23 protein-coding genes are annotated in these 22,564 nt (G+C 38.7%); 10 read left to right on the plus strand and 13 right to left on the minus strand.

What is annotated here, in order from left to right:
* Window positions 1–131 precede the first annotated feature (131 nt).
* Complete coding sequence (locus D9O48_RS16875; protein ID WP_199750604.1) at window positions 132–1,031, minus strand: 3-hydroxyacyl-CoA dehydrogenase family protein; 900 nt, start codon at window positions 1,029–1,031, stop codon at window positions 132–134.
* A gap of 60 nt (window positions 1,032–1,091) precedes the next feature.
* On the minus strand, window positions 1,092–1,721 hold the full coding sequence (locus tag D9O48_RS16880; RefSeq protein ID WP_126974167.1) for a carboxypeptidase-like regulatory domain-containing protein: 630 nt from the start codon (window positions 1,719–1,721) through the stop codon (window positions 1,092–1,094).
* A gap of 103 nt (window positions 1,722–1,824) precedes the next feature.
* Here D9O48_RS16880 and D9O48_RS16885 point away from each other — a divergent pair, with 103 nt between their 5' ends.
* Window positions 1,825–2,919 carry an Mrp/NBP35 family ATP-binding protein gene (locus D9O48_RS16885; protein WP_126974168.1) on the plus strand — a complete coding sequence of 365 codons (1,095 nt, stop codon included), beginning with the start codon at window positions 1,825–1,827 and terminating at the stop codon, window positions 2,917–2,919.
* A 167-nt stretch (window positions 2,920–3,086) separates the two neighbouring features.
* Here the strand turns inward: D9O48_RS16885 and D9O48_RS16890 are convergent, their stop codons facing one another.
* The 5 genes from D9O48_RS16890 to D9O48_RS16910 all read right to left on the minus strand — a co-directional run bounded on the left by D9O48_RS16890 (window position 3,087) and on the right by D9O48_RS16910 (window position 7,752).
* Window positions 3,087–5,246 (minus strand): TonB-dependent receptor, encoded by a 2,160-nt coding sequence (locus D9O48_RS16890; protein ID WP_126974169.1) that lies wholly within the window; start codon window positions 5,244–5,246, stop codon window positions 3,087–3,089.
* 52 nt (window positions 5,247–5,298) lie between these two features.
* Window positions 5,299–5,607, minus strand: coding sequence for a hypothetical protein (locus D9O48_RS16895; protein ID WP_126974170.1), 309 nt, complete (start codon window positions 5,605–5,607; stop codon window positions 5,299–5,301).
* A 93-nt stretch (window positions 5,608–5,700) separates the two neighbouring features.
* The gene (locus tag D9O48_RS16900; protein ID WP_126974171.1) at window positions 5,701–6,075 is read right to left on the minus strand and encodes a hypothetical protein; all 375 of its coding nucleotides are present in this window, start codon (window positions 6,073–6,075) and stop codon (window positions 5,701–5,703) included.
* A 135-nt stretch (window positions 6,076–6,210) separates the two neighbouring features.
* On the minus strand, window positions 6,211–7,221 hold the full coding sequence (locus tag D9O48_RS16905; protein ID WP_126974172.1) for an amidohydrolase family protein: 1,011 nt from the start codon (window positions 7,219–7,221) through the stop codon (window positions 6,211–6,213).
* Window positions 7,222–7,224: 3 nt separating this feature from the next.
* Window positions 7,225–7,752 (minus strand): 3-hydroxyanthranilate 3,4-dioxygenase, encoded by a 528-nt coding sequence (locus tag D9O48_RS16910; RefSeq protein ID WP_126974173.1) that lies wholly within the window; start codon window positions 7,750–7,752, stop codon window positions 7,225–7,227.
* A gap of 169 nt (window positions 7,753–7,921) precedes the next feature.
* Here D9O48_RS16910 and D9O48_RS16915 point away from each other — a divergent pair, with 169 nt between their 5' ends.
* From D9O48_RS16915 to pyrF, 6 genes are read left to right on the plus strand one after another with little or no spacing between them, the layout of a single operon-like run.
* Window positions 7,922–8,707 (plus strand): SDR family oxidoreductase, encoded by a 786-nt coding sequence (locus D9O48_RS16915; RefSeq protein WP_126974174.1) that lies wholly within the window; start codon window positions 7,922–7,924, stop codon window positions 8,705–8,707.
* Window positions 8,708–8,718: 11 nt separating this feature from the next.
* Window positions 8,719–10,176 (plus strand): aldehyde dehydrogenase, encoded by a 1,458-nt coding sequence (locus D9O48_RS16920; protein ID WP_126974175.1) that lies wholly within the window; start codon window positions 8,719–8,721, stop codon window positions 10,174–10,176.
* A 3-nt stretch (window positions 10,177–10,179) separates the two neighbouring features.
* Window positions 10,180–10,596, plus strand: a complete 417-nt coding sequence (locus D9O48_RS16925; protein ID WP_126974176.1) for a RidA family protein — start codon at window positions 10,180–10,182, stop codon at window positions 10,594–10,596.
* 7 nt (window positions 10,597–10,603) lie between these two features.
* Entirely contained in the window at window positions 10,604–11,881 is a 1,278-nt protein-coding gene (gene kynU, locus D9O48_RS16930; protein WP_126974177.1) for a kynureninase, read from the plus strand.
* Window positions 11,881–13,218 (plus strand): FAD-dependent oxidoreductase, encoded by a 1,338-nt coding sequence (locus tag D9O48_RS16935; RefSeq protein WP_126974178.1) that lies wholly within the window; start codon window positions 11,881–11,883, stop codon window positions 13,216–13,218. Before kynU ends, D9O48_RS16935 begins: the two co-directional genes overlap by 1 nt.
* Before the next feature lie 39 nt (window positions 13,219–13,257).
* Entirely contained in the window at window positions 13,258–14,061 is an 804-nt protein-coding gene (gene pyrF / locus D9O48_RS16940; protein WP_126974179.1) for an orotidine-5'-phosphate decarboxylase, read from the plus strand.
* Window positions 14,062–14,223: 162 nt separating this feature from the next.
* On the opposite strand, the gene D9O48_RS16945 is transcribed toward pyrF, so the two are convergent.
* The 5 genes from D9O48_RS16945 to D9O48_RS16965 form a co-directional block, all read right to left on the minus strand.
* Window positions 14,224–14,745 (minus strand): DUF4199 domain-containing protein, encoded by a 522-nt coding sequence (locus D9O48_RS16945; RefSeq protein WP_126974180.1) that lies wholly within the window; start codon window positions 14,743–14,745, stop codon window positions 14,224–14,226.
* A 110-nt stretch (window positions 14,746–14,855) separates the two neighbouring features.
* The gene (locus D9O48_RS16950) at window positions 14,856–15,326 is read right to left on the minus strand and encodes a helix-turn-helix transcriptional regulator (protein WP_126974181.1); all 471 of its coding nucleotides are present in this window, start codon (window positions 15,324–15,326) and stop codon (window positions 14,856–14,858) included.
* A 286-nt stretch (window positions 15,327–15,612) separates the two neighbouring features.
* A complete protein-coding gene (locus D9O48_RS16955) occupies window positions 15,613–16,833 on the minus strand; it encodes a hypothetical protein (RefSeq protein WP_126974182.1) in 1,221 nt (406 codons plus the stop codon).
* A complete protein-coding gene (locus D9O48_RS16960) occupies window positions 16,820–17,389 on the minus strand; it encodes a hypothetical protein (protein ID WP_126974183.1) in 570 nt (189 codons plus the stop codon). The genes D9O48_RS16955 and D9O48_RS16960 overlap by 14 nt, the downstream gene beginning before the upstream one ends.
* On the minus strand, window positions 17,382–17,933 hold the full coding sequence (locus D9O48_RS16965; protein WP_158624927.1) for an RNA polymerase sigma factor: 552 nt from the start codon (window positions 17,931–17,933) through the stop codon (window positions 17,382–17,384). The genes D9O48_RS16960 and D9O48_RS16965 overlap by 8 nt, the downstream gene beginning before the upstream one ends.
* A gap of 192 nt (window positions 17,934–18,125) precedes the next feature.
* On the opposite strand from D9O48_RS16965, the gene D9O48_RS16970 reads away from it, so the two are divergent.
* Genes D9O48_RS16970 through D9O48_RS16980 form a run of 3 tightly spaced genes read left to right on the plus strand, consistent with a single transcriptional unit; the run spans window position 18,126 to window position 20,213 of the window.
* The gene (locus tag D9O48_RS16970; RefSeq protein ID WP_126974185.1) at window positions 18,126–19,310 is read left to right on the plus strand and encodes an acyl-CoA dehydrogenase family protein; all 1,185 of its coding nucleotides are present in this window, start codon (window positions 18,126–18,128) and stop codon (window positions 19,308–19,310) included.
* Between the two features lie 8 nt (window positions 19,311–19,318).
* On the plus strand, window positions 19,319–19,828 hold the full coding sequence (locus tag D9O48_RS16975) for a shikimate kinase (RefSeq protein WP_126974186.1): 510 nt from the start codon (window positions 19,319–19,321) through the stop codon (window positions 19,826–19,828).
* Complete coding sequence (locus D9O48_RS16980) at window positions 19,821–20,213, plus strand: DUF423 domain-containing protein (protein ID WP_126974187.1); 393 nt, start codon at window positions 19,821–19,823, stop codon at window positions 20,211–20,213. The genes D9O48_RS16975 and D9O48_RS16980 overlap by 8 nt, the downstream gene beginning before the upstream one ends.
* Before the next feature lie 374 nt (window positions 20,214–20,587).
* On the opposite strand, the gene D9O48_RS16985 is transcribed toward D9O48_RS16980, so the two are convergent.
* Window positions 20,588–22,495, minus strand: coding sequence for a sensor histidine kinase (locus D9O48_RS16985; RefSeq protein ID WP_126974188.1), 1,908 nt, complete (start codon window positions 22,493–22,495; stop codon window positions 20,588–20,590).
* Window positions 22,496–22,564: the final 69 nt, after the last annotated feature.

Genomic DNA, 22,564 nt, shown 5'->3' on the forward strand with positions numbered 1-22,564 from the left:
ATCTAACTGCCAGAATAAAACGTATAAAATAGAAAGGAGTCTTGAGACTCCTTTCTATTTTATAAAAACAAGTTTTTTATACTCAGATATTTCACTATTTCCCGGAGCACGATCTTATACTGTGCTGCCATTTATGCTTTTCTAAATCTTCCGGAAACGACCAACTCTTTTGATCCCTTTTCATATTTATAAAATCCTTCGCCCGATTTTGCACCTAAATAACCGGCAGTCACCATGTTGGTAAGCAAAGGACAAGGTGCGTATTTCGGATTACCAAATCCTTCATGTAATACATTCAGAATTGAATAACAAACATCCAGTCCGATAAAATCTGCTAATTGTAATGGCCCCATCGGATGTGCCATTCCTAATTTCATGATCGTATCGATTTCTTCTACTCCTGCAACCCCTTCATACAACGAATAAATGGCTTCGTTGATCATAGGCATTAAAATTCTGTTGGCTACAAAACCAGGGTAATCGTTGGCTTCGGCGGGAATTTTTCCTAATTGTTTACTGAGAGCAACAATTGTTTTTGATACTTCGGCAGTAGTAGCATAACCGTTTATTACTTCTACTAATTTCATTACCGGTACAGGATTCATAAAGTGCATCCCGATTACTTTGCCGGGACGTTTTGTTACAGCGGCAATTTTAGTAATGGAAATAGAAGACGTATTGGTAGCTAAGATGGCATTTTCAGGTGCATGGGCATCAATTTCCTGAAAAATTTTAAGTTTGAGTGCTACATTCTCTGTAGCTGCTTCTACTACTAAATCTGCTTGTTGAACGCCTTTGGCTATTGCTGTTTCAGTAGTGATATTAGCGAGCGCCTGGGTCTTACCGGCTTCAGTTAAAATTCCTTTTGTGATCTGACGATCCAGGTTCTTTCCGATAGTTTCCAGCGCTTTTTTCAATTGGTCTGCGTTCACGTCAATTAATTGAACGGTGAATCCGCTTTGAGCAAATACGTGTGCGATTCCATTTCCCATGGTACCCGCACCGATGACAGCAACGTTTTTAATATCCATAATTCCGATTATTTCATTTCTCAAAAAAACAAAAAAAGTAGGGATGACCCTACTTTTGAATTAATTATTCTTAAAATCTCCCCGTTTCCATGCTTTGATGAACTCATTCCATGCAAAGGGGTTAAATATGTTTTGAGGCGGTGCCTGACCGGTATAACGGGCTTTTTGAGCCCCCTGACGCATAAATTGATTCGTCGCTTCGGTTCCATCCATCGGCATTCCACGCGATAACACACGCCGGCGCGTTTCATCCGTGTTTTTCCGGGCGATTTCAGTAGCGTCGTCTGGCATCTCCATGTTGACGAAGTCGCGTTCAAACTGCTCCCTGGTAGGCCGGGGGCGGATAATGGTCGCTGCCAGCATTTGGGCATCAGTAACCATTAATTGAATCATACTATGATAATTTCCCTCCAAATCAGGAGGAATTCTCACAGTTTTGGGCTTGAAACCGATTGAGGTGAATTCGATACTATCTCCTTTTAAAGCTACAATCGAAAAAACACCCTGGTCGTTTGTAATAGTACCCCTGTTTTGTCCTTTAATGAACACGGTAACTGCCGGAATACCCTCCAAACTATCTGCGGTCATAACAATACCGTAAATCTGCACAACAGAATCCTTAAATTTTTCAAACTGTGCACTAGCCGCAAAAGGCGTCAAAATCAATAGAAAAAGTATAATTCGCTTCATTAATTCAAATATACGACCTAAGAAAATAATTGTTTCAACAAAATACAGCTTTGATCCGTTAATTTTACAGTAAATTATTTCATTTTAACAAAACTATTGGTAAATGACCCAAGAGAAAATACTCGCAGCACTGAGTCATGTACAGGAACCGGACCTCGGAAAAGACATTGTAACGCTGAACATGGTGAAAGATATTGTAATTGACGGAAACAAAGTTTCATTCACCGTTGTACTTACAACACCCGCTTGTCCGATGAAAGATATGATCAACATGGCTTGCGTGAATGCAGTAAAACTAATGGTCAATAAAGAGGCTGAGGTAACGGTTAATTTTACTGCGAATACCAGTTCTAACAGAGTTGATCCCGGACAGGTTCTTCCAAAAGTTAAGAATATTATTGCCGTTGTGAGTGGTAAAGGTGGAGTAGGAAAAAGTACCGTTTCAGCAAATCTTGCCCTTGCACTGGCGAATAATGGTGCAAAAGTAGGGTTGATGGACGCTGATATCTACGGTCCGAGCGTACCTATCATGTTTGGTGTGCGCGGTCAGCGCCCGATGATGATGAATACCGGCGAAGCAAAAGGAAAAATCGTTCCGATCGAACGTTTCGGATTAAAATTAATGAGTATCGGGTTGCTGGTAGATGAAAAAGATGCGGTTGTTTGGCGTGGCCCTATGGCATCAAGTGCCATCCGCCAGTTTGTTACAGATGTATTCTGGGATGAATTGGATTATCTTGTCATTGATATGCCCCCCGGTACCGGAGATATTCACCTGACACTGCTGCAATTAGTGCCTGTTACCGGTATTGTAGTAGTAACAACTCCTCAGGATGTTGCCCTGGCCGACGCTAAAAAAGCAATCGCTATGTTCGGTCAATCACAGGTAAACGTACCCATTATTGGTATTGTAGAAAATATGAGCTATTTCGCTATTCCTGAATTACCTGACCGCAAATTCTATATTTTCGGAAAAGAAGGTGGAAAAAAACTGGCTGAAGAGTATGAAATTCCTTTCTTAGGACAAATTCCGTTAGTGGAAACTATCCGTGAAGGAGGAGATATTGGTGTTCCGATTATGATGACCGATGAAGCCATTACAAAAACGGCATTTGAAAGTTTTGCCGCCACTGCAGCCAGAAGTATTTCGATGAATAATGCAAAAGTAAAAAGAAGCACAGTAGCAGAAACCGTATAAACGGTACTGCACAGAAAATAATAAAGCCCTCTGGAAATAACTATTTCAGAGGGCTTTTATATGAAGGGATTGATAAACAGAATGAATAAACCTTATCTTATTAAGATACGATTTTTTTCGCACATCTCCAAATAAGCGTTCCACACAATAAAAACTACACTTTTTTATTAAAGTTTCAGCTTGATTCCGCCGTTTACTACAAAACCGTCCAGTGGAGCGTAAATATCTTTGAATACCGGATTATCGATACTTCCTGTATAAATATTTCCGAAACGGGTTTGCCGCGTATTTGAAAAATTCTCAAAGTTGATGAATAAAGAAATTTTTTCCCATATTTTTTCAGCCATTAAACCCGTTATCCAATAGGATTGACCGAATGTTCCGTCATTGAGTTGCTGACGGCTGTAATAGTAGGCTTCCAGGCCGATTTTCCATTTCTCCTCTACTTCATACATTAATACATTATTCAAACGGTGCCTGGCAGTTAACGGCAACCATTCTTTATTGTTGAAATGAGTATTGGCATCGGTATAAGTATATCCGATAAACAATTTGAAGTCATGATAACTCAGTTTCAGATTTGTTTCCATCCCTTTTGTATCAATGTAGCCGGTGGAGTTTACAAATGAAACATTATTGTTTCCTGCATTTTCAAGCACCATTGGTCTGTTCAAACGGGTGTAGAAAAATAAGTGATTGAAATTAACTCCAACTTCTCCGATACGCGTGCGGTAATTGATGTCCCAGTTGGCACCTACTGATCTTTCATTCCGGGTGTTGTTCAGGTTGATCGGAAGAATCGCCCGGAATTGTCTGCGCTCTGCTTCTTCTGTGAAAATAGAAGGAGACTTGTATCCAAACCCACTTCCTAAACGGGTAGTGAAGGATTCATTTATTTTCCACATGGCAGATACACGCGGAAGCAGTTCAAAACCGAATTCATTCACATGATCACCGCGTAAGCCCGTTTCTAATGAGAAATGTTCATTGACCGTCCAGGTATTCTGAATAAATACACCTGCAGTTCTGTAATCATAGTCACGTAAAGAACCGTTGCCAGCTTGTTTTTGTTTTAATTGGTCGGTAATATAGTTTACACCGATAACCCAATCCATTGATTCGGTATTTTTATTCCAGCTGAATTCTGAAAAAGTAGATTGCTGTAAGGCATCAAAAATATACTGCGGAATTTCAATACTTCTGTTAAAGTGATTGTAACTGCTTTTTAATCGCAGAAAACTATTTTCCGATAAATCGTGTTTTAAGTTGATTTGTGCTACAACTCTATCCGTATTGTTTTTCTCAAAATAACCGTTACCGCCATTTTTGATGTAGTCAACATTTCCACCTGTTCTGTTTTCGGTGATATAACTCACGCCAATATCTGCATTGGTTTTATTATGATAAAAAAAGATTCTCGGATTGATTGTATAACGCTCAAATTCCGGAATAGCAGTCAATCCGATATCAGCCGGATCAAAAGGACGGTTACTATTTCGCGAACCGAATAAAGTGAGTCCGATTTTACCATACCGCTCGCTATAAAAACCACTTAAGTCTAAACCGCCTGCAGAAGTAGCATTGGCTAAAAAGTTAAGTTCCTTTTCTTCCTGCGGGGTTTTTGATACCAGGTTTACCAAACCTGCAATTGCACCGCCACCATATAAAGTAGAAGAAGATCCCTTGATCACTTCCACTTGTTTAAGATCGAGCGGAGCTATTTGTAGTAAGGAAAGTCCACCTGAAAAACCAGAATACAAAGGAAATCCGTCTTTCAGAATTTGCGTATAACGGCCGTCTAAACCCTGAATACGAATGCCGGCATTAAATGAGGTAGCAGATGTTTGCTGGGTTTGAATACCAGTGGTTTCGTTTAGTAACATCCGGATATCACCCGGTTTCATGTTTGATTTTTCTTCCAGTTCTTCTCCTGAAATCACTTCAATCCTTGTAGGCAGGTTTGCAATGGTTCGGCTATTACGTGTAGCCATCACTATTACTTCTTCTTCCTCGTGGCCGTGATGGTCGGTATCAAGATCTATCAGAAAAGTAGTATCTGTAGTTAATGGAAAAGTTACCTGAAATTTCTTTTCTTCAAATCCTATAAAAGAAAAAATAAAAAGATGAACACCATCCGGTATATCAGAAATCGTAATCATTCCCTGTGCATCAGCAACGGTTTGTTGATTACCTTGTTTCCATAACACAGTGGCACCCGGCATAATTTCTTTCGTATCACAATTGATAATTTTGGCTTTAAACTGATTTTGTGCCTGTGCTGTTAAAGTGTAGGCACAAAGAAGCGCTCCTATAATAAGAGATTTCATCGGTTGTCGATGTTTGATGAATAAATTAATTAAATGAAATAGCTGTATTGAATCAGCTCAGGCGGGGAGGACGAAAGGGAGAAGAATGGTAGGTTGCCAGTAAAGTGATCACTCTAGAAGTATAAACAGTATGATTGTTGAGTGGAGTGGTTAATACTAACTCTTGCGAATTGAACAAAAGTGAAGGGGCGCAGGTATTACACGCAAAGAATGGTGAACAGCTTTCCGGATGTTCATCCTCTTCATGTTCGGCGGCAGAAGCAACGGTAGAAGTAGCTTCTTCACACGAGTCCTGGCAACAGGGAACAAAAGTTTCTGTTACAGCAATGACAAAAAAGAATATCGCAAACCACTTTTTCAAGGTCTAAAGATAAAATATTTAAAGAAATTTGGTGAGCGAATCTTTCAAGCTGCTAATAAGTATAAAAAAAGCCCTTTAAAGGGCTTTCATATTTTAATGTTCAATCACATATCTGAACTGAGCCGTTTCAAAGTCTTCAATGATCGTGTGATATTGAAGGATGATTTTAATTTGACCGGGCGAAATTTCTGTCATGATTAACATACCGTCTAACAATCTGGTTGGAATAGCAGTGATGTTGTTCTGCATTTTCAAATATACGTTGATGTTGGAACGGCTCATTTTTTCGGCTGTAATTTCCGGAGCCTGAATGACCGTTGTTAAACGGGTGTTGTTATCAGAAAGCGTCCAGTCTGAAAAATTTTTAGTGGTCCAGTCAGACTGATAAACATAGATCTTATCTTTTTTACATTGCACAAACAGTAATGCCAGTGCAAAAAGCAAGGGTACTGTACGGATGAGTTTCATAAAAATTGTTTAGTTAATCAAAATCGGATAACGAATTTGTTTAATATCACACCCAAATTCAGTGAAAATATATTAAACGTTTAAAAAACTTTTAATGTTGTTATTAAAGTGGTAAGAATTTATAAGTTTAAGGTATTATATAAATTGTTTATCTGTTATGTTCAGCCAGTTTAATGCATTGTACCATAACATAGATTCTTTCAGCTCATTAGAAAAAATGCTGTTCTGAATCAATTCTCCGGGAGTGAGTTCTCCTAAAGGGAAAGGATAATCTGTACCGAGGCAAATTTTTTCATAACCGACTTTTTCTGTTAATAAACTCAGTGCGGAAGGGTCGTGCACCAGACTGTCTACCCAAAATTTATTCAGGTAATGGGTAGGTGGCAATGGGTTGTGAATGGCTACCAGGTCGGGGCGTACTTCAAACCCGTGCTGAATTCTCCCTAAAGTATAGGCAAAAGAACCGCCACCGTGCGCAAAACACCACCTGATTTTAGGGAAAGACTCGAAAATACCACCAAAAATAAGGCTACAGATAGCGCGTGTTGTTTCAGCGGGCATTCCTACTAACCAGGGCAGCCAGTATTGGGAGAGCTGGTCATTGCCCATCATATCCCAGGGGTGAACAAAAATTGAACAGCCTAATTCATCGGCTGCTTCGTAAAAAGGATGAAATCTTTGATCGTTTAGATTGATACCATTGATGTTAGTGCCGATTTCAACACCCGGCATGCCCAGGTCCAGTACGCATCTTTCCAGTTCTCTGATGGCCAGATCGATATCCTGCAGAGGAACGGTTCCGAGTGCTACAAACTTTTGAGGTGCTTCCGTTACAATTCCGGCAAGGTGGTCGTTGAAGAAACGGGAAGTTTCCGCTCCGTCTTTTGCATTCGCCCAATAATTAAACAGAACCGGTATGGTCGATAAAACCTGTACGTCAACAGCCTGCTCCTGCATTTCGTCTAAACGTACTTTATGGTCAAAGCAATTAGGGTTTACTTCTCTGAACTTCTGATGCCCCTGATACATGCAGGCTTTACAACCTGTATGTTCAAGATGTATAAAATTGCCATAGCCGAATTTTTGGGTCCAGTTCGGCATTTTTGCCGGCATCATATGTGTATGAATATCTATCTTTCTCTGCATGATTTACTTTTGAGGCGGTTGCATAACAGTGCCGCATTTAGAACAGGTTCGGTACGATTCTGTGCTCCAGAATCGATTCATAATCGGAGGTAACTGATGCACAATATCTTTGATAAAGGCAAACTCTTCGTGCAACTTATTGCCGCAATTTTCACAAAACCACATAAAAGCATCTTTTTCATTCTCTTCGTCAGTTCTGATTTTTTCAATCACAACACCTACCGTATTGGCAGGGCGTTGAGGTGAGTGCGGCGTTTTTGGAGGTAATAAAAACATCTCACCTTGTTGTATCGGGATTGATTTTGGTACCCCCTGATCAATGATTTTCAATACAATATTACCTTCTATCTGATAATAAAGCTCTTCGCTTTCATTGTAATGGTAATCTTTACGGGCATTGGGGCCGCCTACAACCATCACAATAAAGTTTTCGGCCTCTTTGTAGATGCATTGATTGCCAACCGGGGGCTTTAATAAATCGCGGTGTTCTTCAATCCATTTTTGTAAATTGAAGGGTGCAAGAATAGACATGGCAAACGTATTTTTTTCGTGAAAAATTAGCTGGTTGTTTGAAGTGAATACATTGTAATATAATAAATTACTTGTATTCAAACAATCCTCCATTAAAATTGATATCGATTAATAAATAAACCTGCATATTCTACCGCATTTTACTTAGGTTTACTTAAATTTTGGAAACATGAAAACCGTTATAAAAGATAAACATGCATTGATCGGAGGTAGTACACAAGGGATCGGCTTTGCTATTGCAAAACAATTGGCTGAACAAGGTGTACGATGTACACTAGTGGCCAGGAATGAAGATCGGTTAAAGAAGGCTGTGAGTGAGTTGCAACCGGTTGCAAAAGGGCAACATCAATACATCGTAGCCGATTATTCAGACTACAAAAACCTCTCCGAAAAAATTAATCATTTTGTAATTCAAGATCCAATTCATATCTTAATAAATAATACCGGCGGTCCGCCGGCAGGTTTAATTGTTGATGCAACTACTGACGCTTTTTTAGAGGCTTTTCAACAACATTTAATCTGTAATCAGTTGATGGCACAGGCCGTAATACCGGGAATGAAAGCAGCAGGCTGGGGTAGAATTGTGAATATTATTTCTACTTCAGTTAAAATCCCATTACACAATCTTGGGGTGTCGAATACTGTTAGAGGAGCCGTTGCTTCGTGGTCAAAAACTTTGTCGAATGAGCTGGGGCAATACAATATCACCGTAAATAACGTATTACCGGGTTTCACTGAAACACAAAGGTTGGAGAGTATTATCGATGGAACGATGAAAAAAGCAAACCAATCCTATGAAACAGTAACCGCACAAATGACCAAAGATGTACCAATGAAACGCTTTGGAACAGCTGAAGAAATTGCAGCTGTTGCCGTATTTCTGGCAGGTGATGCAGCCTCCTATGTAACAGGCGTAAGTATTCCTGTAGATGGTGGAAGAACCGGGTCTATTTAAACTTTGATTTTATGCCTTTAAACGATAAAACAACCATTAAGAATTTTATTAATGGTGAATGGATGCATGACTCTATGGACGGATCGTTGACCAATTATGATCCGGCTACAGGTCAGCCATATGGAAATTTACCAAATGCTACACAAGACACGATTGATCTGAGTGTTGAAGTGGCAAATAATGTTTTTTCAGATTGGAAAAATACCGGTGTGCAGGAGCGTGCCAATCATTTGTGGAAAATCGCTTCATTGATTGAAAAATATGCACATGAACTGGCTAAAGCTGAATGTATTGATAACGGTAAACCGTTGAGCCTTTGTGAAAGAATTGATATTCCCAGAGCCGCGGCAAATTTTAAGTTTTTTGCCCAGGCAATTATTTCTTTTCATGAACAGGCTTACCAATCGGGTAATACTGTTTTCAATTATACTGCGAATCAACCATTAGGAGTAGTAGCTACTATTTCTCCATGGAATTTACCGCTTTATTTATTTACCTGGAAAATTGCACCTGCATTGGCTACCGGTAATACCGTGGTTGCAAAACCTTCAGAAATTACACCGATGACCGCTTTTCTGCTTTCTAAAATTGTAAAAGAAGCCGGGTTACCGGATGGTGTTTTAAATATCGTACATGGTGAAGGATTGCTAACCGGTGAAGCTTTAGTAAATCATCCGCTCGTTAAAGCTGTTTCTTTTACCGGAAGCACAAGAGCAGGAAAAAGAATTGCTCAGGTTGTAGCTCCACAATTCAAAAAGTTTTCACTGGAAATGGGTGGAAAAAACGCAATGCTCATTTTTGAAGACGTACAAATAGATAAAGCAGTAGACCTTGCCGTTAGAGCTGCTTTTACCAACCAGGGGCAAATTTGTTTATGTGCCAGTAGAATACTGGTTCATGAAAAGATCTATGAAAGTTTTAAACAGGCTTTTGTAAAAAAAGTACAATCTTTAAAAGTTGGAGATCCGTTTGAAGCTGAAACACATCAGGGCGCTTTGGTTTCTGCCCAACACTATGAAAAAATATTAAAAGCTATTCAAACTGCTAAAGACGAAAAAGGAGTATTACTAACAGGCGGCGAAGCTATTCACCCGGAAGGCAGATGTAAAAAAGGATGGTTTGTTCAGCCGACCGTTTTTGAAGGATTGGCAATGCACAGTATTACCAATCAGGAAGAAATATTCGGTCCTGTTGTTACGCTGCAACCATTCAGCGATACTGAAGAAGCTATACAATCAGCGAATCAGAGTCATTACGGTTTGGCCTGTACGATTATGACCAATGATATATCAAAAGCTCATTTCGTAGCTCAGTCTGTAGAAGTAGGTATTGTTTGGGTAAACACCTGGTTGTACCGTGACCTGAGAACACCTTTCGGCGGTATGAAAAACAGTGGTGTCGGAAGAGAGGGTGGATCAGATGCGTTTGAATTCTTTACCGAAAAGAAAAATATTACTATTCAATATTAGAAGATGAGCAATATTATTAATACAAATTCAGCTGCAGCACCATTAGGAAATTATCCGCATGCGAGAAGAGTAGGTAATCTTTTATTTTTATCGGGAATCGGATCAAGAAACCCTAAGAATAATGAGGTGCCCGGTTTACAGCTCGATGAAAAAGGAAATATTGTTTCGTACGATTTTACAGCTGAATGTATAAGTGTTTTTGAGAATGTGAAAGCAATTATAGAAGCTGCAGGTGCTGAATGGAATCAGATAGTAGACGTGACCACCTATCTGACGAATATGAAAGATGATTTCAAAACCTATAACCAACTATATAATCAATTCTTTGAAGGAGTCAATGCTTGTAGAACAACGGTTGAAGTAAAATCATTACCTACACCCATCTCCATTGAACTTAAAGTAATTGTTTCATTTGAATAATTAGCTTATGAAAATGAATATCATGCTCGAAAGAGCACAGCGTCTGGATCAAAGCGACCCGTTAAGTGATTTCAGAAGTTTGTTTCATATACCGTTCAAAGATGGTAAAAGTATTATTTACTTTACGGGTAACTCGCTCGGACTGGCTCCTAAGACGGCTCAAACTGCTATTCAGCAGGAGTTGAATGACTGGGCTAAACTCGGAGTAGAAGGCCACTTTCATGCTAAAAATCCGTGGTATAGTTATCATGAATGGTTTTCTCCGGCTTTAGCACCTTTGGTGGGCGCACTTCCTTCCGAAGTAGTGGCAATGAACCAACTTTCGGTTAATCTGCATCTATTGCTCGCAAGCTTTTATAAACCTACTAAAGAACGTTATAAGATTATTTGTGAAGCAAAAGCTTTTCCCTCTGACCTGTATGCATTGCAAACACACGTTGCATGGCACGGATTAAATCCTAAAGACACCATTATAGAAATTAATTCATTACCGAATAAACAAATTCTTTATACCGATCAAATTACAGATGCTATTAAAGAAGCAGGTGATAGTCTGGCACTGGTCATGATGGGTGGTGTAAATTATTATTCCGGTCAGGTGCTGAATATGTCTGCGATTACTAAAGCTGCCCATGAGGTTGGAGCGTTGGCAGGATTTGACCTTGCGCACGCAATCGGAAATATTCCTCTGCAATTACATGCCTGGCAGGTTGATTTTGCTGCCTGGTGCAGTTATAAATATCTGAATAGTGGCCCCGGAAGCGTAGCCGGCATATTCATTCATGAAAAACATGCTAAAAATAAAGAGCTTAACCGCCTGGGTGGCTGGTGGGGACACAACAAAGACACACGCTTTCAAATGGAACCGGATTTTGATCCGATTGCTACCGCCGAAGGCTGGCAGCTGAGTAATGCACCTGTATTGTCTATGGCGGCACACCGCTCTTCACTGGAAGTTTTTCATGCAGCAGGCATCGAAAATGTTTTCAAAAAAGGAAAAGAGCTGGCAAGGTTTACCAAAGAAATTCTGACCATGATTAAAAATGATTTTCAAACAAATTATTTTGATCTGATCACTCCTTGTAATGACGACGAATGCGGTTGTCAGGTATCACTATTGTTTCATCAGAAAGGAAAAGAAGTTTTTCAGGCTTTAACAGATGCTGGTGTGGTTGTTGACTGGCGCGAACCAAATGTAATTCGCCTGGCACCGGTTCCTTTATATAATAAGTTTATAGAAGTGTATCGCTTCGGAAATATCATTCATCAAATTCTGTCTGCATAATGATGCAAAAAAAATCTGTAACCGTTGTTGGAGCCGGGCTGGTTGGTGCGTTGTGGAGTGTGTTTCTGGCTAAAAAAGGATATAAAGTAACGCTTTTTGATAAACGAAGAGATATACGCCTCGATACTGTTACCGCCGGAAAATCAATTAATCTCGCACTGAGCGACAGAGGTTGGAAAGCATTGGATGCCGTAGGCTTAAAATCGGCCATCGCTTCTATTACTATTCCGATGTATGCACGTGCTATTCATCAGGGAGAAGATGAAAAATTACTGCCCTACGGAAAAGATCAGCAGGCCATTCATTCTGTTTCACGTTTGGTATTGAATCAAACTTTGCTCGAGGAAGCCGATAAACTGGGCGTTGTTATGCATTTTGAACATGCACTTCAAAAAGCAGATTATAAAAATAGAAAAGCACTCTTTTCATATCAGAATAAAGTTATTGAATGGGATTTTGAACTTTTATTCGGTGCAGATGGTGCTTATGCCGCTACACGCCTTGAATACCAAACTCAACAATATCCTTTCGAATATCAGCAACATTATATTGATTGCTGTTATAAAGAATTATTGATCCCTGCCGTTAATAACGACTTCGTTTTACAACCGAATGCTTTACATATATGGCCCGGACAATCCTTTATGCTTATTGCACTACCCAATCAGGATAAATCTTTTACCTGTACATTGTTTATGCCTCCAAAAGGTGAAAACAGTTTTGAACATTTAAATTCGCAGCAAGCCGTAGAGCGTTTCTTCAGAAAACATTTCGCAAGTGCCGTTCCGTTAATGCCTACGCTGTGGCAGGATTTTCAACGAAATCCGACCAGCCATCTGGTAACTGTTAAATGTTACCCATGGACGTATAATGATAGCTTCTCGCTGATAGGAGATGCAGCGCACGCAATTGTACCGTTTTTCGGACAGGGAATGAATTGCGGATTCGAAGACTGTGCGGTGCTAAATGACCTGATGGAGGAGTTTTCAGAAGACTGGAGCCGGATTTTACCTGCCTTTCAGGAACGCCGGAAACAGAATACCGATGCCATCGCAGACCTGGCAGTGGAAAATTTTCATGAAATGAGTGCGAAAGTAGCCGATCCCGATTTCGTATTGCAGAAACAAATAGAGGGATATTTATATAAAAGCTTTCCTGAAAAATGGATTCCTTCCTATAGCCTTGTAACTTTTTCACCGGATGTAAGCTACGCTGAAGCACGGAAAAGAGGCCAGCAGCAGAACACTTTGATGCAGCAGGTAATAAAAGAAGGAAAACTTCCCGAAGACCTGACAGACACGCATTTTCTGAAAAGCATTATCGACCGGCTGGGGTAAAATATGGATTTTCAAGCCAGTTCGATTAACTTCGCGCTTATGAATCGTGCAGCACTTATAGAACAGATAAAAAAGAAACAATCTTATCTCTGTGTAGGATTGGATACTGATATATCAAAAATTCCTGCTCATTTAAAAAATGAAGAGGATCCGGTATTTGCATTTAACAAAGCTATTATTGATGCTACGGCTCCTTACTGTGTAAGCTATAAAATCAATACCGCATTTTATGAAGCCTTGGGTGTAAAAGGATGGATCGCTTTGGAAAAAACGGTGAATTATATTTCTAAAGACCATTTCATTATTGCCGATGCAAAAAGAGGTGATATCGGTAATACTTCTTTACAATATGCAAAAGCATTTTTTGAAGCACTTCCCTGCGATGCGGTTACTGTGGCTCCTTATATGGGGGCCGATAGCGTACAACCGTTTTTGACTTACGAAGGTAAATGGGCTATTGTACTCGGACTAACTTCAAATAAAGGTGCCGGCGATTTTGAACTACAAGCTGCCGGGGATGAGCTATTATATGAAAAAGTTTTAAAAACAGTGAGTGGCTGGGGTACCCCTGAAAATTTAATGTTTGTGATTGGTGCTACACAGGCGGAAGAATTTGTAAACATCCGTAAAATCACTCCTGATCATTTTTATCTGGTGCCGGGTGTAGGTGCACAGGGCGGATCATTGAAAGACATTTCTGAAAAAGCAATGAATAATGACATCGGTTTGCTCGTAAATGTGAGCCGTGGTATTATCTACGCCGATACTACCGAAAATTTTGCTGTTACTGCCGGTAGGCTGGCAAAAGAATATCAGGAAGAAATGAAGTCTTATATAAAATAAGTTGTCTTTTTAATAGATAGAACCTCTCAATAAAATTATAGAGTAATAATTTTATTGAGAGATTTTTATTAATAGCGGTCTTTTAGAAAACGGGAGAGTGGAAAAACAGATGCTTTCCGTTTTTTGTAATCCGGATAATACAAACACCGGGTTTGGCGGTCATTAAATTGCTGACGAATTGGTAGTTGCCTTTTTCTTAAGTATCAGGGCGCTGATGATGGATACAATGAAACCAATAGGCGCTACCTCCAGAAAGGTGCTGAAAACAACGAATGCAGGATTTTTATAAGATTCTTTGAATGATTCCATTTCTGCGGTTTTGGCTGCTAAGTCGCCGGGAGCACAATTTTTAAGTACATGATTGGTATATACATCAATAAAATCAGGTACAAAAAGGTAATAGTAAAATAGCCATACTATCACATAAATAGAGGATGCTACCAGGGTTATCCAAACACCGGTAACGAGGGCTTTCGAAAACGATATAAATCCACCGAGATACTTATTGCGGTAATTTCTGATACCAAAAAAAATCAGTGAGAAGAGCAGAATAAAAACGGTGTAACCAACAACGTCGTTGCCTTTGAAATCAGGATTTGAATACAGCCTGTTAACCATTAATAACATATTGATGGTCAGAATTGTTCCGATAATTGAACCGGTCAATAATACTATCTTTTTCATGTAAGGTGATTTGAATTTACGTTTACAAATCTATAACTCACGCAGCATCAGGGCCTCATACTTTAGTACCAAAATAGCTGAAATGAATTATTTATACTAAAGGTGTAAGGTTATTCGATGATTTTTAACCGTCTGGCTCTTTCAATCGCCTGTGTGCGACTCTTTACATCCATTTTTAGAAAAATATTCGATACATGGGTTTTGATAGTGCTCAATGACAAGTACAATGCTGCTGCGATGTCGGCATTGCTATGGCCTATTACCAGCAGTTGCAGTACTTCATACTCTCGTGTGCTCAGGTTCAGTTTCTCCAGTTCTTTTGTATTTACGGTTAACTCAGACGGGGCAGGAACATATATTTCCTTTTCAACAACAATGGTTTCAACCTTGGGTTTAATCAGTTGAGTGGCAATCCAGACACCCAGAAGAGTAAAAAAAACAGCAATCAGAGCGGCATAAACTTCCACCGTAATATCGGTAATTACAAATTTCCACTGAAGCCATTTGAGCAACAATACTAAAATGGCCAATGTAAAGCCATACAGTAACACAAACCTGTTTTTTAGTATAAGATTTTTCATTACAGCTTTTTGAGCTTAAAAAAATGGGGGTTCTCAAATGTAGTAATAAGTTTTAATAGCAGGAAGGGAAGTGTTTAAACTTTAAAGAAGGGGATAAGTATATACATAAATATAAAAGTAGAAAATACAGCTCCTTATAATAAGATACGAAAAAAAAGTGTAAGTATCAAATTTAGTTTTGAGCCCCTGCCGGTGCTCAAAAAAAAGAGTTACTCCTTATGCAGAGTAACTCCTGTTTTAACAATACGTGGGTATCGTTAAGTATGAAAAACAAAAAACGAGAATATTAATAATTTTCCTGCATTTTCAGTGAATCCAGTTTAGCTTTAGCTGCATCTGCTGCTATTTTAGCTTCAATTTTAGCTTTGGCAGCTTTCTCTTTAGCTTCTGCAGTTTTCTCTTCAGTGGCTTTAAATTCTTTAATGCTTACTGAAGATGCAGCAAAAGCTTCTTTTAAATCTGCTAATACTTCATTCGCCTGTACTTTAATCTTATTCATTTCTTCTTTGAACTCATTCGAAGCAAAGTATTGATGAACTTCAGTCATTGCTGCTGAAAAAGAAGCTTCACCTTTTTTGTTTTTGCCTTTGAAGAATGATTCTACAGGATAGCTGTTGTCGATGTAAATAGTACTGAACTCAGACTTGGTTTTGATAGATTTAGAGCTGTTGGTAGTATGGTTAAACTCGGCTGTTTGACTGTATTTATCTTTTTCAGTTTTTTCAAATTTCAATGAAGTATTGTTATTTACACTACCAAACTTAGAAACGATATTTACGTTTGAACTCAGTTTATTGTTGGTAACAAAATATACTTTTGAAAAGGCAACAGAGATATTACCACCGGTGATATTGTTTACATCAATTGCAGCATTCGAATACCGGATATTGATATTGGCATCACCTGAAATTGTTTTTACAATTGATTTCTCACTGGCAAACTCCAATTCTACATTCGGCTGTTCAATTCTGTTAATTTCAAGTCCACCGAACTTTACACTGATTTTAGAGTTTGATTTTACATCATTTACAAATAAACTACCGAACTGTACATCTGTTTTAGAACCGGCAGCAAGTGTAGGTACTTTGAAGTTGCCGAATTTTACAGAAGCGTCGTAAACAGTACCCTTGGGAACATAAATTTTCAACTTAATATTGAAGGTTGTTTTTCCTTTGGTGTTCATGCTTTTTCCTTTACCCAGAATACCCGATTCTATGGTAACAACATCTCCTTTTTGAGAGTGTTTCAGGTCTACTACCGACATCAGATGTTCAGTAGCTTCTTTTGAAGATGTTTCTACGCTGATATCAGCTCTGAACTGAATCTGATTTTTGTCCCACTCTTCTACTTCAACTGAAGTAAACTGGTTTTGTAACTTTAATGTAGAACCTTTGCCAACATTGTAAGTGCCTTCAACTACTTTGCTGTCTTTATAGTCCTGAGCAGATACGTACACCTGAAAAGAGGTGATTAGTACAACGGTGAATAAAAATTTAATGTATTTCATGGCTATCCTTTTTTAAATTTCTGATAATGTGTAATTGTTGATTGAGTACATCTGCCTGCATTTTAAGGTTTTCTATAAGCGCAATTAATACGTCTTCTTTATTAGGGTAAGTGTTAAGATCTTTTTTGAGCGCGCTGTTAACACTGTCTAACTCATCTAAGTCCGTAGTAAAGTTTTTATAGATACCGGGGGCTTTTGTTCCTATTTTTTTAAGTTCCTCCTGACGTTTCTCTACAATGTTGGTGAATTTTACCACCTGATCCGCGTAATCAGGATAGTATTTCTGTACCATGGAGAGGGCCGGGTCTACCGGTTGTTTTCTGTTGTCAATTAATATCCATACGGCAGCACCGAATACCATTAAGAAAACAGCAGCTGCGGCATATTTTAATAAAGGTCTGAAGTTAATCAGCACTCCTTTTTTGGGAGCATCAATCCTTTGTTCGATTTTATTCCAGATATCGGATGCGGATGGTACTTCATCATCAAACTCATCTCTGTTTTGATCGATGAAACGGATTAAACCATCTTCTTTATCTTGAAAGCCTTTATGCATAGCAATTCATTTGATTAATTAATGTTCTTATTTTTTCTTTTGCACGTGCGTATCTTGTACGAACCGTATTATGTGAAATGTCGAGAATTTCGGCAATTTCCTCCTGGTCGTATCCTTCAAACACATACAGTGTAAAAACCGTACTGTAGATTAAAGGAATTTGTTTGATCGCTTCCTTGATGATTTCAACTTTATAAGTTTGCAATTGCTCTGTGTTAACAACTTCGTCACCCTGATCGTGATGTTCGTTATCAAATTCGACCCATTCACGTTTTTTTCTAAGGTGGGTAATGGAGTTATTAATGGCTATACGTTTGATCCAATAACTGAAATGGCTTTGGTAGTTATACGTTTTGATGTATTTGAATGCGTCTACGAAAGTTTCCTGAAGCAGATCCTCTGCATCGGTGCGGTTACCTGCAATACGTACAATCGTACTGTATACCCTTTTCGAGTACTGCAGGTAAAGCTGGTGAAAAGCTTTCGTATCGCCCTCCTTACACAGTTCTATTAATGGATCAGTTACAATTAATTTTGAATTCAATTCTTTTGTTTTTCTATCTATTAAGACTGTTTGATTTCAGAAATGTTTCAACTTTTTTCAACTTTTTTTGATTTTTTTTTCCGGAAATGCTGTAAGTGCTGATAAATCAGCATTTTGTTCCTCTTTAAGGCCCAAAAAAAGTGTTTCTTCGATTCAATTCGTTATTTTAGCACATCTTTAAAACTCTATTTCATGGCGGCTAGAACTGACTTATTTGTAAGTCCTGATTATTTTCAGGTAGACGAATTGCTTACAGACGAACATAAATTAATTCGCGATACGGTTAGAAATTATGTAAAAAAAGAAATTTCCCCTATTATCGAAGATTATGCTCAGAAAGCAGAATTTCCCCAACAAATTGTGCGTCAATTAGGCGAGTTAGGATGTTTCGGTCCTACTGTTCCCGAGCAATACGGTGGCGGTGGCTTAGATTACATCAGTTATGGCCTTATGATGCAGGAGCTGGAGCGTGGTGATAGCGGGGTCCGTTCAACTGCTTCTGTTCAGGGCTCATTGGTAATGTTCCCTATTTATGAATACGGAAGCGAAGAGCAACGTAATAAATATTTACCCAAATTAGCCAGCGGTGAATGGTTGGGCTGTTTTGGGTTAACCGAACCGGATCATGGCTCAAATCCTGCAGGTATGATCACCAATATTAAAGATGCCGGTGACCATGTAATCCTTAACGGAGCAAAAATGTGGATTTCCAATGCACCTTTTGCTCAGATAGCGGTAGTTTGGGCAAAAGACGAAAACGGTGATATCCGCGGTTTAATCGTTGAACGTGGAATGGAAGGTTTTTCAACACCTACCACTCACGGTAAATGGAGTTTAAGAGCTTCTGCTACCGGTGAACTGGTATTCGACAATGTAAAAGTTCCTAAAGAAAATATATTACCAAACGCAAAAGGTTTAAAAGGTCCGTTAGGATGTTTAACCAAAGCCCGTTTCGGTATTGCATGGGGTGCAGTGGGTGCTGCCATGGATTGCTACGATACTGCTTTACGTTATTCAAAAGAAAGAGTACAGTTCGACAGGCCATTAGGCGGTTTTCAGTTGCAGCAAAAAAAGCTGGCTGAAATGGTGACAGAAATCACCAAAGCACAACTTTTAAACTGGCGCCTGGGAGTACTGATGAATGAGCATAAAGTAACTCCACAACAGGTATCCATGGCAAAAAGAAATGCCTGCGAAATCGCTACTAATATTGCCCGTGATGCCCGTCAGATGTTAGGTGGAATGGGTATCACAGGAGAATACCCGGTAATGCGCCATATGATGAACCTCGAAAGTGTAATCACTTATGAAGGTACACACGATATTCATCTGTTAATTACCGGAATGGATGTTACCGGTTTGAACGCTTTTAAATAAATGATTGAATGAGAATCTATTTATTAGGTTTCATGGGAGCCGGAAAGAGTTTTTGGGGTAAGCAATTATCACAACACTTTCAGGCTCCTTTTTTTGATCTGGATACGTATATCATTGAGCAGGACGGCAGGTCTGTTAATGATATCTTTACTGAAGAGGGGGAGGCTTATTTTCGTTTACTCGAAAAAAAAGCACTCGAAACCCTTACAGAAACATATCCCCAACTGGTTGTGGCTACCGGTGGGGGTACTCCCTGTTTTCATGGTAATATGAACTATATGACCGCAAACGGAAAAACCATTTGGTTAAATCCTCCGGTGGATGTATTGATGCAACGCCTCGAAAAAGAAAAAGACCACCGGCCATTGTTGAAATCATTAAACAATGATGAGCTCAGGAAATTCATTGAGGAAAAATTGGGCGAGCGAATTAAATTTTACGAAAAATCATTGCTGCAACTCAACAATGACGAAGACTTATCTGTAGAAGTATTCATAAAAATGATCAAACATGCATAAAGGGTTTTTATTAATCAGTACGATCCTCGGAGCTCTTTCAGTTATTCTCGGAGCATTCGGTGCGCACGGCTTAAAAAAGATAGTATCGGAAGATGTTATTCCTACTTTTGAAACGGCAGTCCGGTATCAGTTTTACCATGTATTCGCATTACTGGCTGTTGCCATTCTTTATGAAAAGTTCAGCTCGAAATATCTGGTATACGCAGGAAACAGCTTCTTGTTAGGAATATTATTATTCTCCGGTTCATTATACCTGATTACTTTATTAAAAGCTACCAATACCGTTGGTTTAAAAGGTATCGGTATTATTACACCAATTGGCGGGTTGTTTTTTGTTGCGGGTTGGATTTTGCTGGCGATAGGAATTATGCAATCTTCTAAATAAGAGTAGTTATATAAGTATAAAACCATTAAGAAGTTAAGATACCCCTGCCGCTTCGCTTTGGCTCATTCTATCTTATAATCACCATCATAAACATGAAGAAAATGAAGTTGAAAAGCGAATGAAGTGCTGTCTTCCGCGCTGCTTTACCTTCAAACCTTCATTTTCTTCCTATTTCCCATTACCATTTAAACAGGAAGGTAATGAAGCTGAACAGCCAATGAAGTGCTGTTTTCTGCGCTGCTTTACCTTCATTCTCTTCATGTTTCCCATTAACCTTTCAAACATAGGAGAAGTTAAGCTGGCTATCGATCAGGTAGTAAAATACCTGATGTTGGCTCTTTCTTAGTGGTTTATGTTCTGACTGGTTAAAGTTTTTAATCTTTCAGCGGAATCTCAAACACAATAATAGCTCCATCTTCCTGAGTAATCTGCATCGATCCGCCTAATTGTTCCATCCTTTTTTTCATATTGGTAATACCGTTACCGAATCGTCTTATTTTGATGTCATCAAAACCAACACCATTATCATGTATACGGATAATGAATTGATCGTTTTCTATGGCAATCGTAATTTCTACCCGTGTAGCACTGGAGTGTTTAACTATATTGTTAATTGCTTCTTTTGTACTTAAAAATATATTCCCCCGCTTTTCCCCGCTGATTTCTATTATAGGAATAATCACAGGAGTTTTAATTTCCAAATGTATGGGTGTGTTTTCTAAAAATTCTACAGTGTGCGAACGGATATAAGCAATCAAACTTTCAATGGTGTCGTTTGAGCTTTTCATTGACCATATGATGGTATTCATTTTAGTAAGCAACTCGTTCGCTGAATTTGAAATTTTCTCCAGCTCAGGTACTACATTTCCTTTTAGTTTTGCTTTTACAATTTCAGTCATCAATCCGATGGCTGTTACGCCTGAACCCAGCTCATCGTGCATATCTGCCGAGATACGGTCACGCTCATGTTGTGTTGCAGTAATCACTGCCATTTGTTTTTCAAATTCTTTTCTTTCATTATCCCGCTTTAACTGCTCCTGTTCTTTTACACGCATGATTAACTCCATCCGGTTTTTATATACCAGTCCTGCCAGAAAACAAATCAATTCCAGAATAACTCCTAATACATACCAGAACATCGAGCGATTAAAAATTGATTCAGGATACTTGGGAAGTATTTCCCAACCGAACATTAATAATGCCAGCGAAATAAATGAAAAGCCGATTAATAAACCATTTCCGATAGCAAGGTATCTTAGGAGAACTTCTTTTTTAGCAAATCCGTAAACCATTAAAACCAGCCCGATCAGTAGTAATATTATTTTTACCAGGTAGTTTTCGATGTAATGTAAGATGGTATAGTTGTTGGTAAAGAAGTAAATGATACTGAAAACAGCCAGCATCACCCATAAAAATCCCTGAGAAACAATCAGCAGATGGTCTAACCCGCGATGATTTTTGCCGGTATTTATAAAGAGTCTGAAAAAAGCCAGATAAGCAATCAGTCCCATTATCATACAAACAAGATCAAGATATTCTTCATATAAGTGAATGATAGGAAAGTCTTCAAAGAGGAAGAAAGATTTTAAAAAGAACATACTGGCCATCGACAATGCATAGAGGCCGTAATACAAAAACTCTCTGTTCTTTTGCTGATAATAGGCTGCGAATGAATAAAGCACCATCATCATCAGGATACCTGCCGCAAAAAAAGAAAAAATATTTAACGGTCGGTTCGACTCATAAAGAATATCCTTCCAGAAAGGAGCAAAATTCTTTTCAATTAATATCGGCTTAAACCGGTTGATATTTGATTTAATAAAGTGAAAATGAGTATATAAGGCTAAACTATCACCTGGTTGAAGGGTTAACAATCCGTACATTTTAGCGCCCAACACCTGGTTTTGCGCTACTACTGGTTCGGGAGGGCTACCCGTTCTTAAATTTTGAATATACAGGTGCAGGTATTTGCTATAGAACCCGGGTGAAAAATAAACCGAAAGGGTATCGCCGGAGGTGTTATAGACAATCAGTTTTCCGTAAATATTATTGTCGGTATAAGTATGGGGAATAAAGCCGTTTTTGAAAAAACTACCGGGCTGGTAGGGGAGGTAGGGAAGTTGTGACTGAGCAAAAATCTGTTCGCGTTTTACAGGAAAAAGAGCTATATCCTGATGTACATATTTGAAATTTTTTATGCCGTTTAAATCTATAGGATCAGCAATAGCATTTACAAATGAAATGCAAAAGAATATATAAAATATCAAAAAACGATAAATCATTAAATAAGGCTTTATAACTTCCAAATTCTTCTCTAAGAATGTTTGAATGCTGCTGTAAAATACATATTT

This window comes from Gynurincola endophyticus (genome assembly GCF_003991195.1).
In the GTDB taxonomy this organism is placed as follows: domain Bacteria; phylum Bacteroidota; class Bacteroidia; order Chitinophagales; family Chitinophagaceae; genus Gynurincola; species Gynurincola endophyticus.

Bases quoted from the DNA above. Each gene is read 5' to 3' on its own strand.
- D9O48_RS16950 (WP_126974181.1), bottom strand. From the start codon at position 15,326: ATGAAAAATCTTATACTAAAAAACAGGTTTGTGTTACTGTATGGCTTT.
- D9O48_RS16985 (WP_126974188.1), bottom strand. From the start codon at position 22,495: ATGATTTATCGTTTTTTGATATTTTATATATTCTTTTGCATTTCATTT.
- D9O48_RS16905 (WP_126974172.1), bottom strand. From the start codon at position 7,221: ATGCAGAGAAAGATAGATATTCATACACATATGATGCCGGCAAAAATG.
- D9O48_RS16910 (WP_126974173.1), bottom strand. From the start codon at position 7,752: ATGTCTATTCTTGCACCCTTCAATTTACAAAAATGGATTGAAGAACAC.
- D9O48_RS16935 (WP_126974178.1), top strand. From the start codon at position 11,881: ATGATGCAAAAAAAATCTGTAACCGTTGTTGGAGCCGGGCTGGTTGGT.
- D9O48_RS16890 (WP_126974169.1), bottom strand. From the start codon at position 5,246: ATGAAATCTCTTATTATAGGAGCGCTTCTTTGTGCCTACACTTTAACA.
- kynU (WP_126974177.1), top strand. From the start codon at position 10,604: ATGAAAATGAATATCATGCTCGAAAGAGCACAGCGTCTGGATCAAAGC.
- D9O48_RS16970 (WP_126974185.1), top strand. From the start codon at position 18,126: ATGGCGGCTAGAACTGACTTATTTGTAAGTCCTGATTATTTTCAGGTA.
- D9O48_RS16980 (WP_126974187.1), top strand. From the start codon at position 19,821: ATGCATAAAGGGTTTTTATTAATCAGTACGATCCTCGGAGCTCTTTCA.
- D9O48_RS16960 (WP_126974183.1), bottom strand. From the start codon at position 17,389: ATGCATAAAGGCTTTCAAGATAAAGAAGATGGTTTAATCCGTTTCATC.
- D9O48_RS16875 (WP_199750604.1), bottom strand. From the start codon at position 1,031: ATGGATATTAAAAACGTTGCTGTCATCGGTGCGGGTACCATGGGAAAT.
- D9O48_RS16880 (WP_126974167.1), bottom strand. From the start codon at position 1,721: ATGAAGCGAATTATACTTTTTCTATTGATTTTGACGCCTTTTGCGGCT.
- D9O48_RS16945 (WP_126974180.1), bottom strand. From the start codon at position 14,745: ATGAAAAAGATAGTATTATTGACCGGTTCAATTATCGGAACAATTCTG.
- D9O48_RS16885 (WP_126974168.1), top strand. From the start codon at position 1,825: ATGACCCAAGAGAAAATACTCGCAGCACTGAGTCATGTACAGGAACCG.
- pyrF (WP_126974179.1), top strand. From the start codon at position 13,258: ATGAATCGTGCAGCACTTATAGAACAGATAAAAAAGAAACAATCTTAT.
- D9O48_RS16900 (WP_126974171.1), bottom strand. From the start codon at position 6,075: ATGAAACTCATCCGTACAGTACCCTTGCTTTTTGCACTGGCATTACTG.
- D9O48_RS16955 (WP_126974182.1), bottom strand. From the start codon at position 16,833: ATGAAATACATTAAATTTTTATTCACCGTTGTACTAATCACCTCTTTT.
- D9O48_RS16925 (WP_126974176.1), top strand. From the start codon at position 10,180: ATGAGCAATATTATTAATACAAATTCAGCTGCAGCACCATTAGGAAAT.
- D9O48_RS16920 (WP_126974175.1), top strand. From the start codon at position 8,719: ATGCCTTTAAACGATAAAACAACCATTAAGAATTTTATTAATGGTGAA.
- D9O48_RS16975 (WP_126974186.1), top strand. From the start codon at position 19,319: ATGAGAATCTATTTATTAGGTTTCATGGGAGCCGGAAAGAGTTTTTGG.
- D9O48_RS16915 (WP_126974174.1), top strand. From the start codon at position 7,922: ATGAAAACCGTTATAAAAGATAAACATGCATTGATCGGAGGTAGTACA.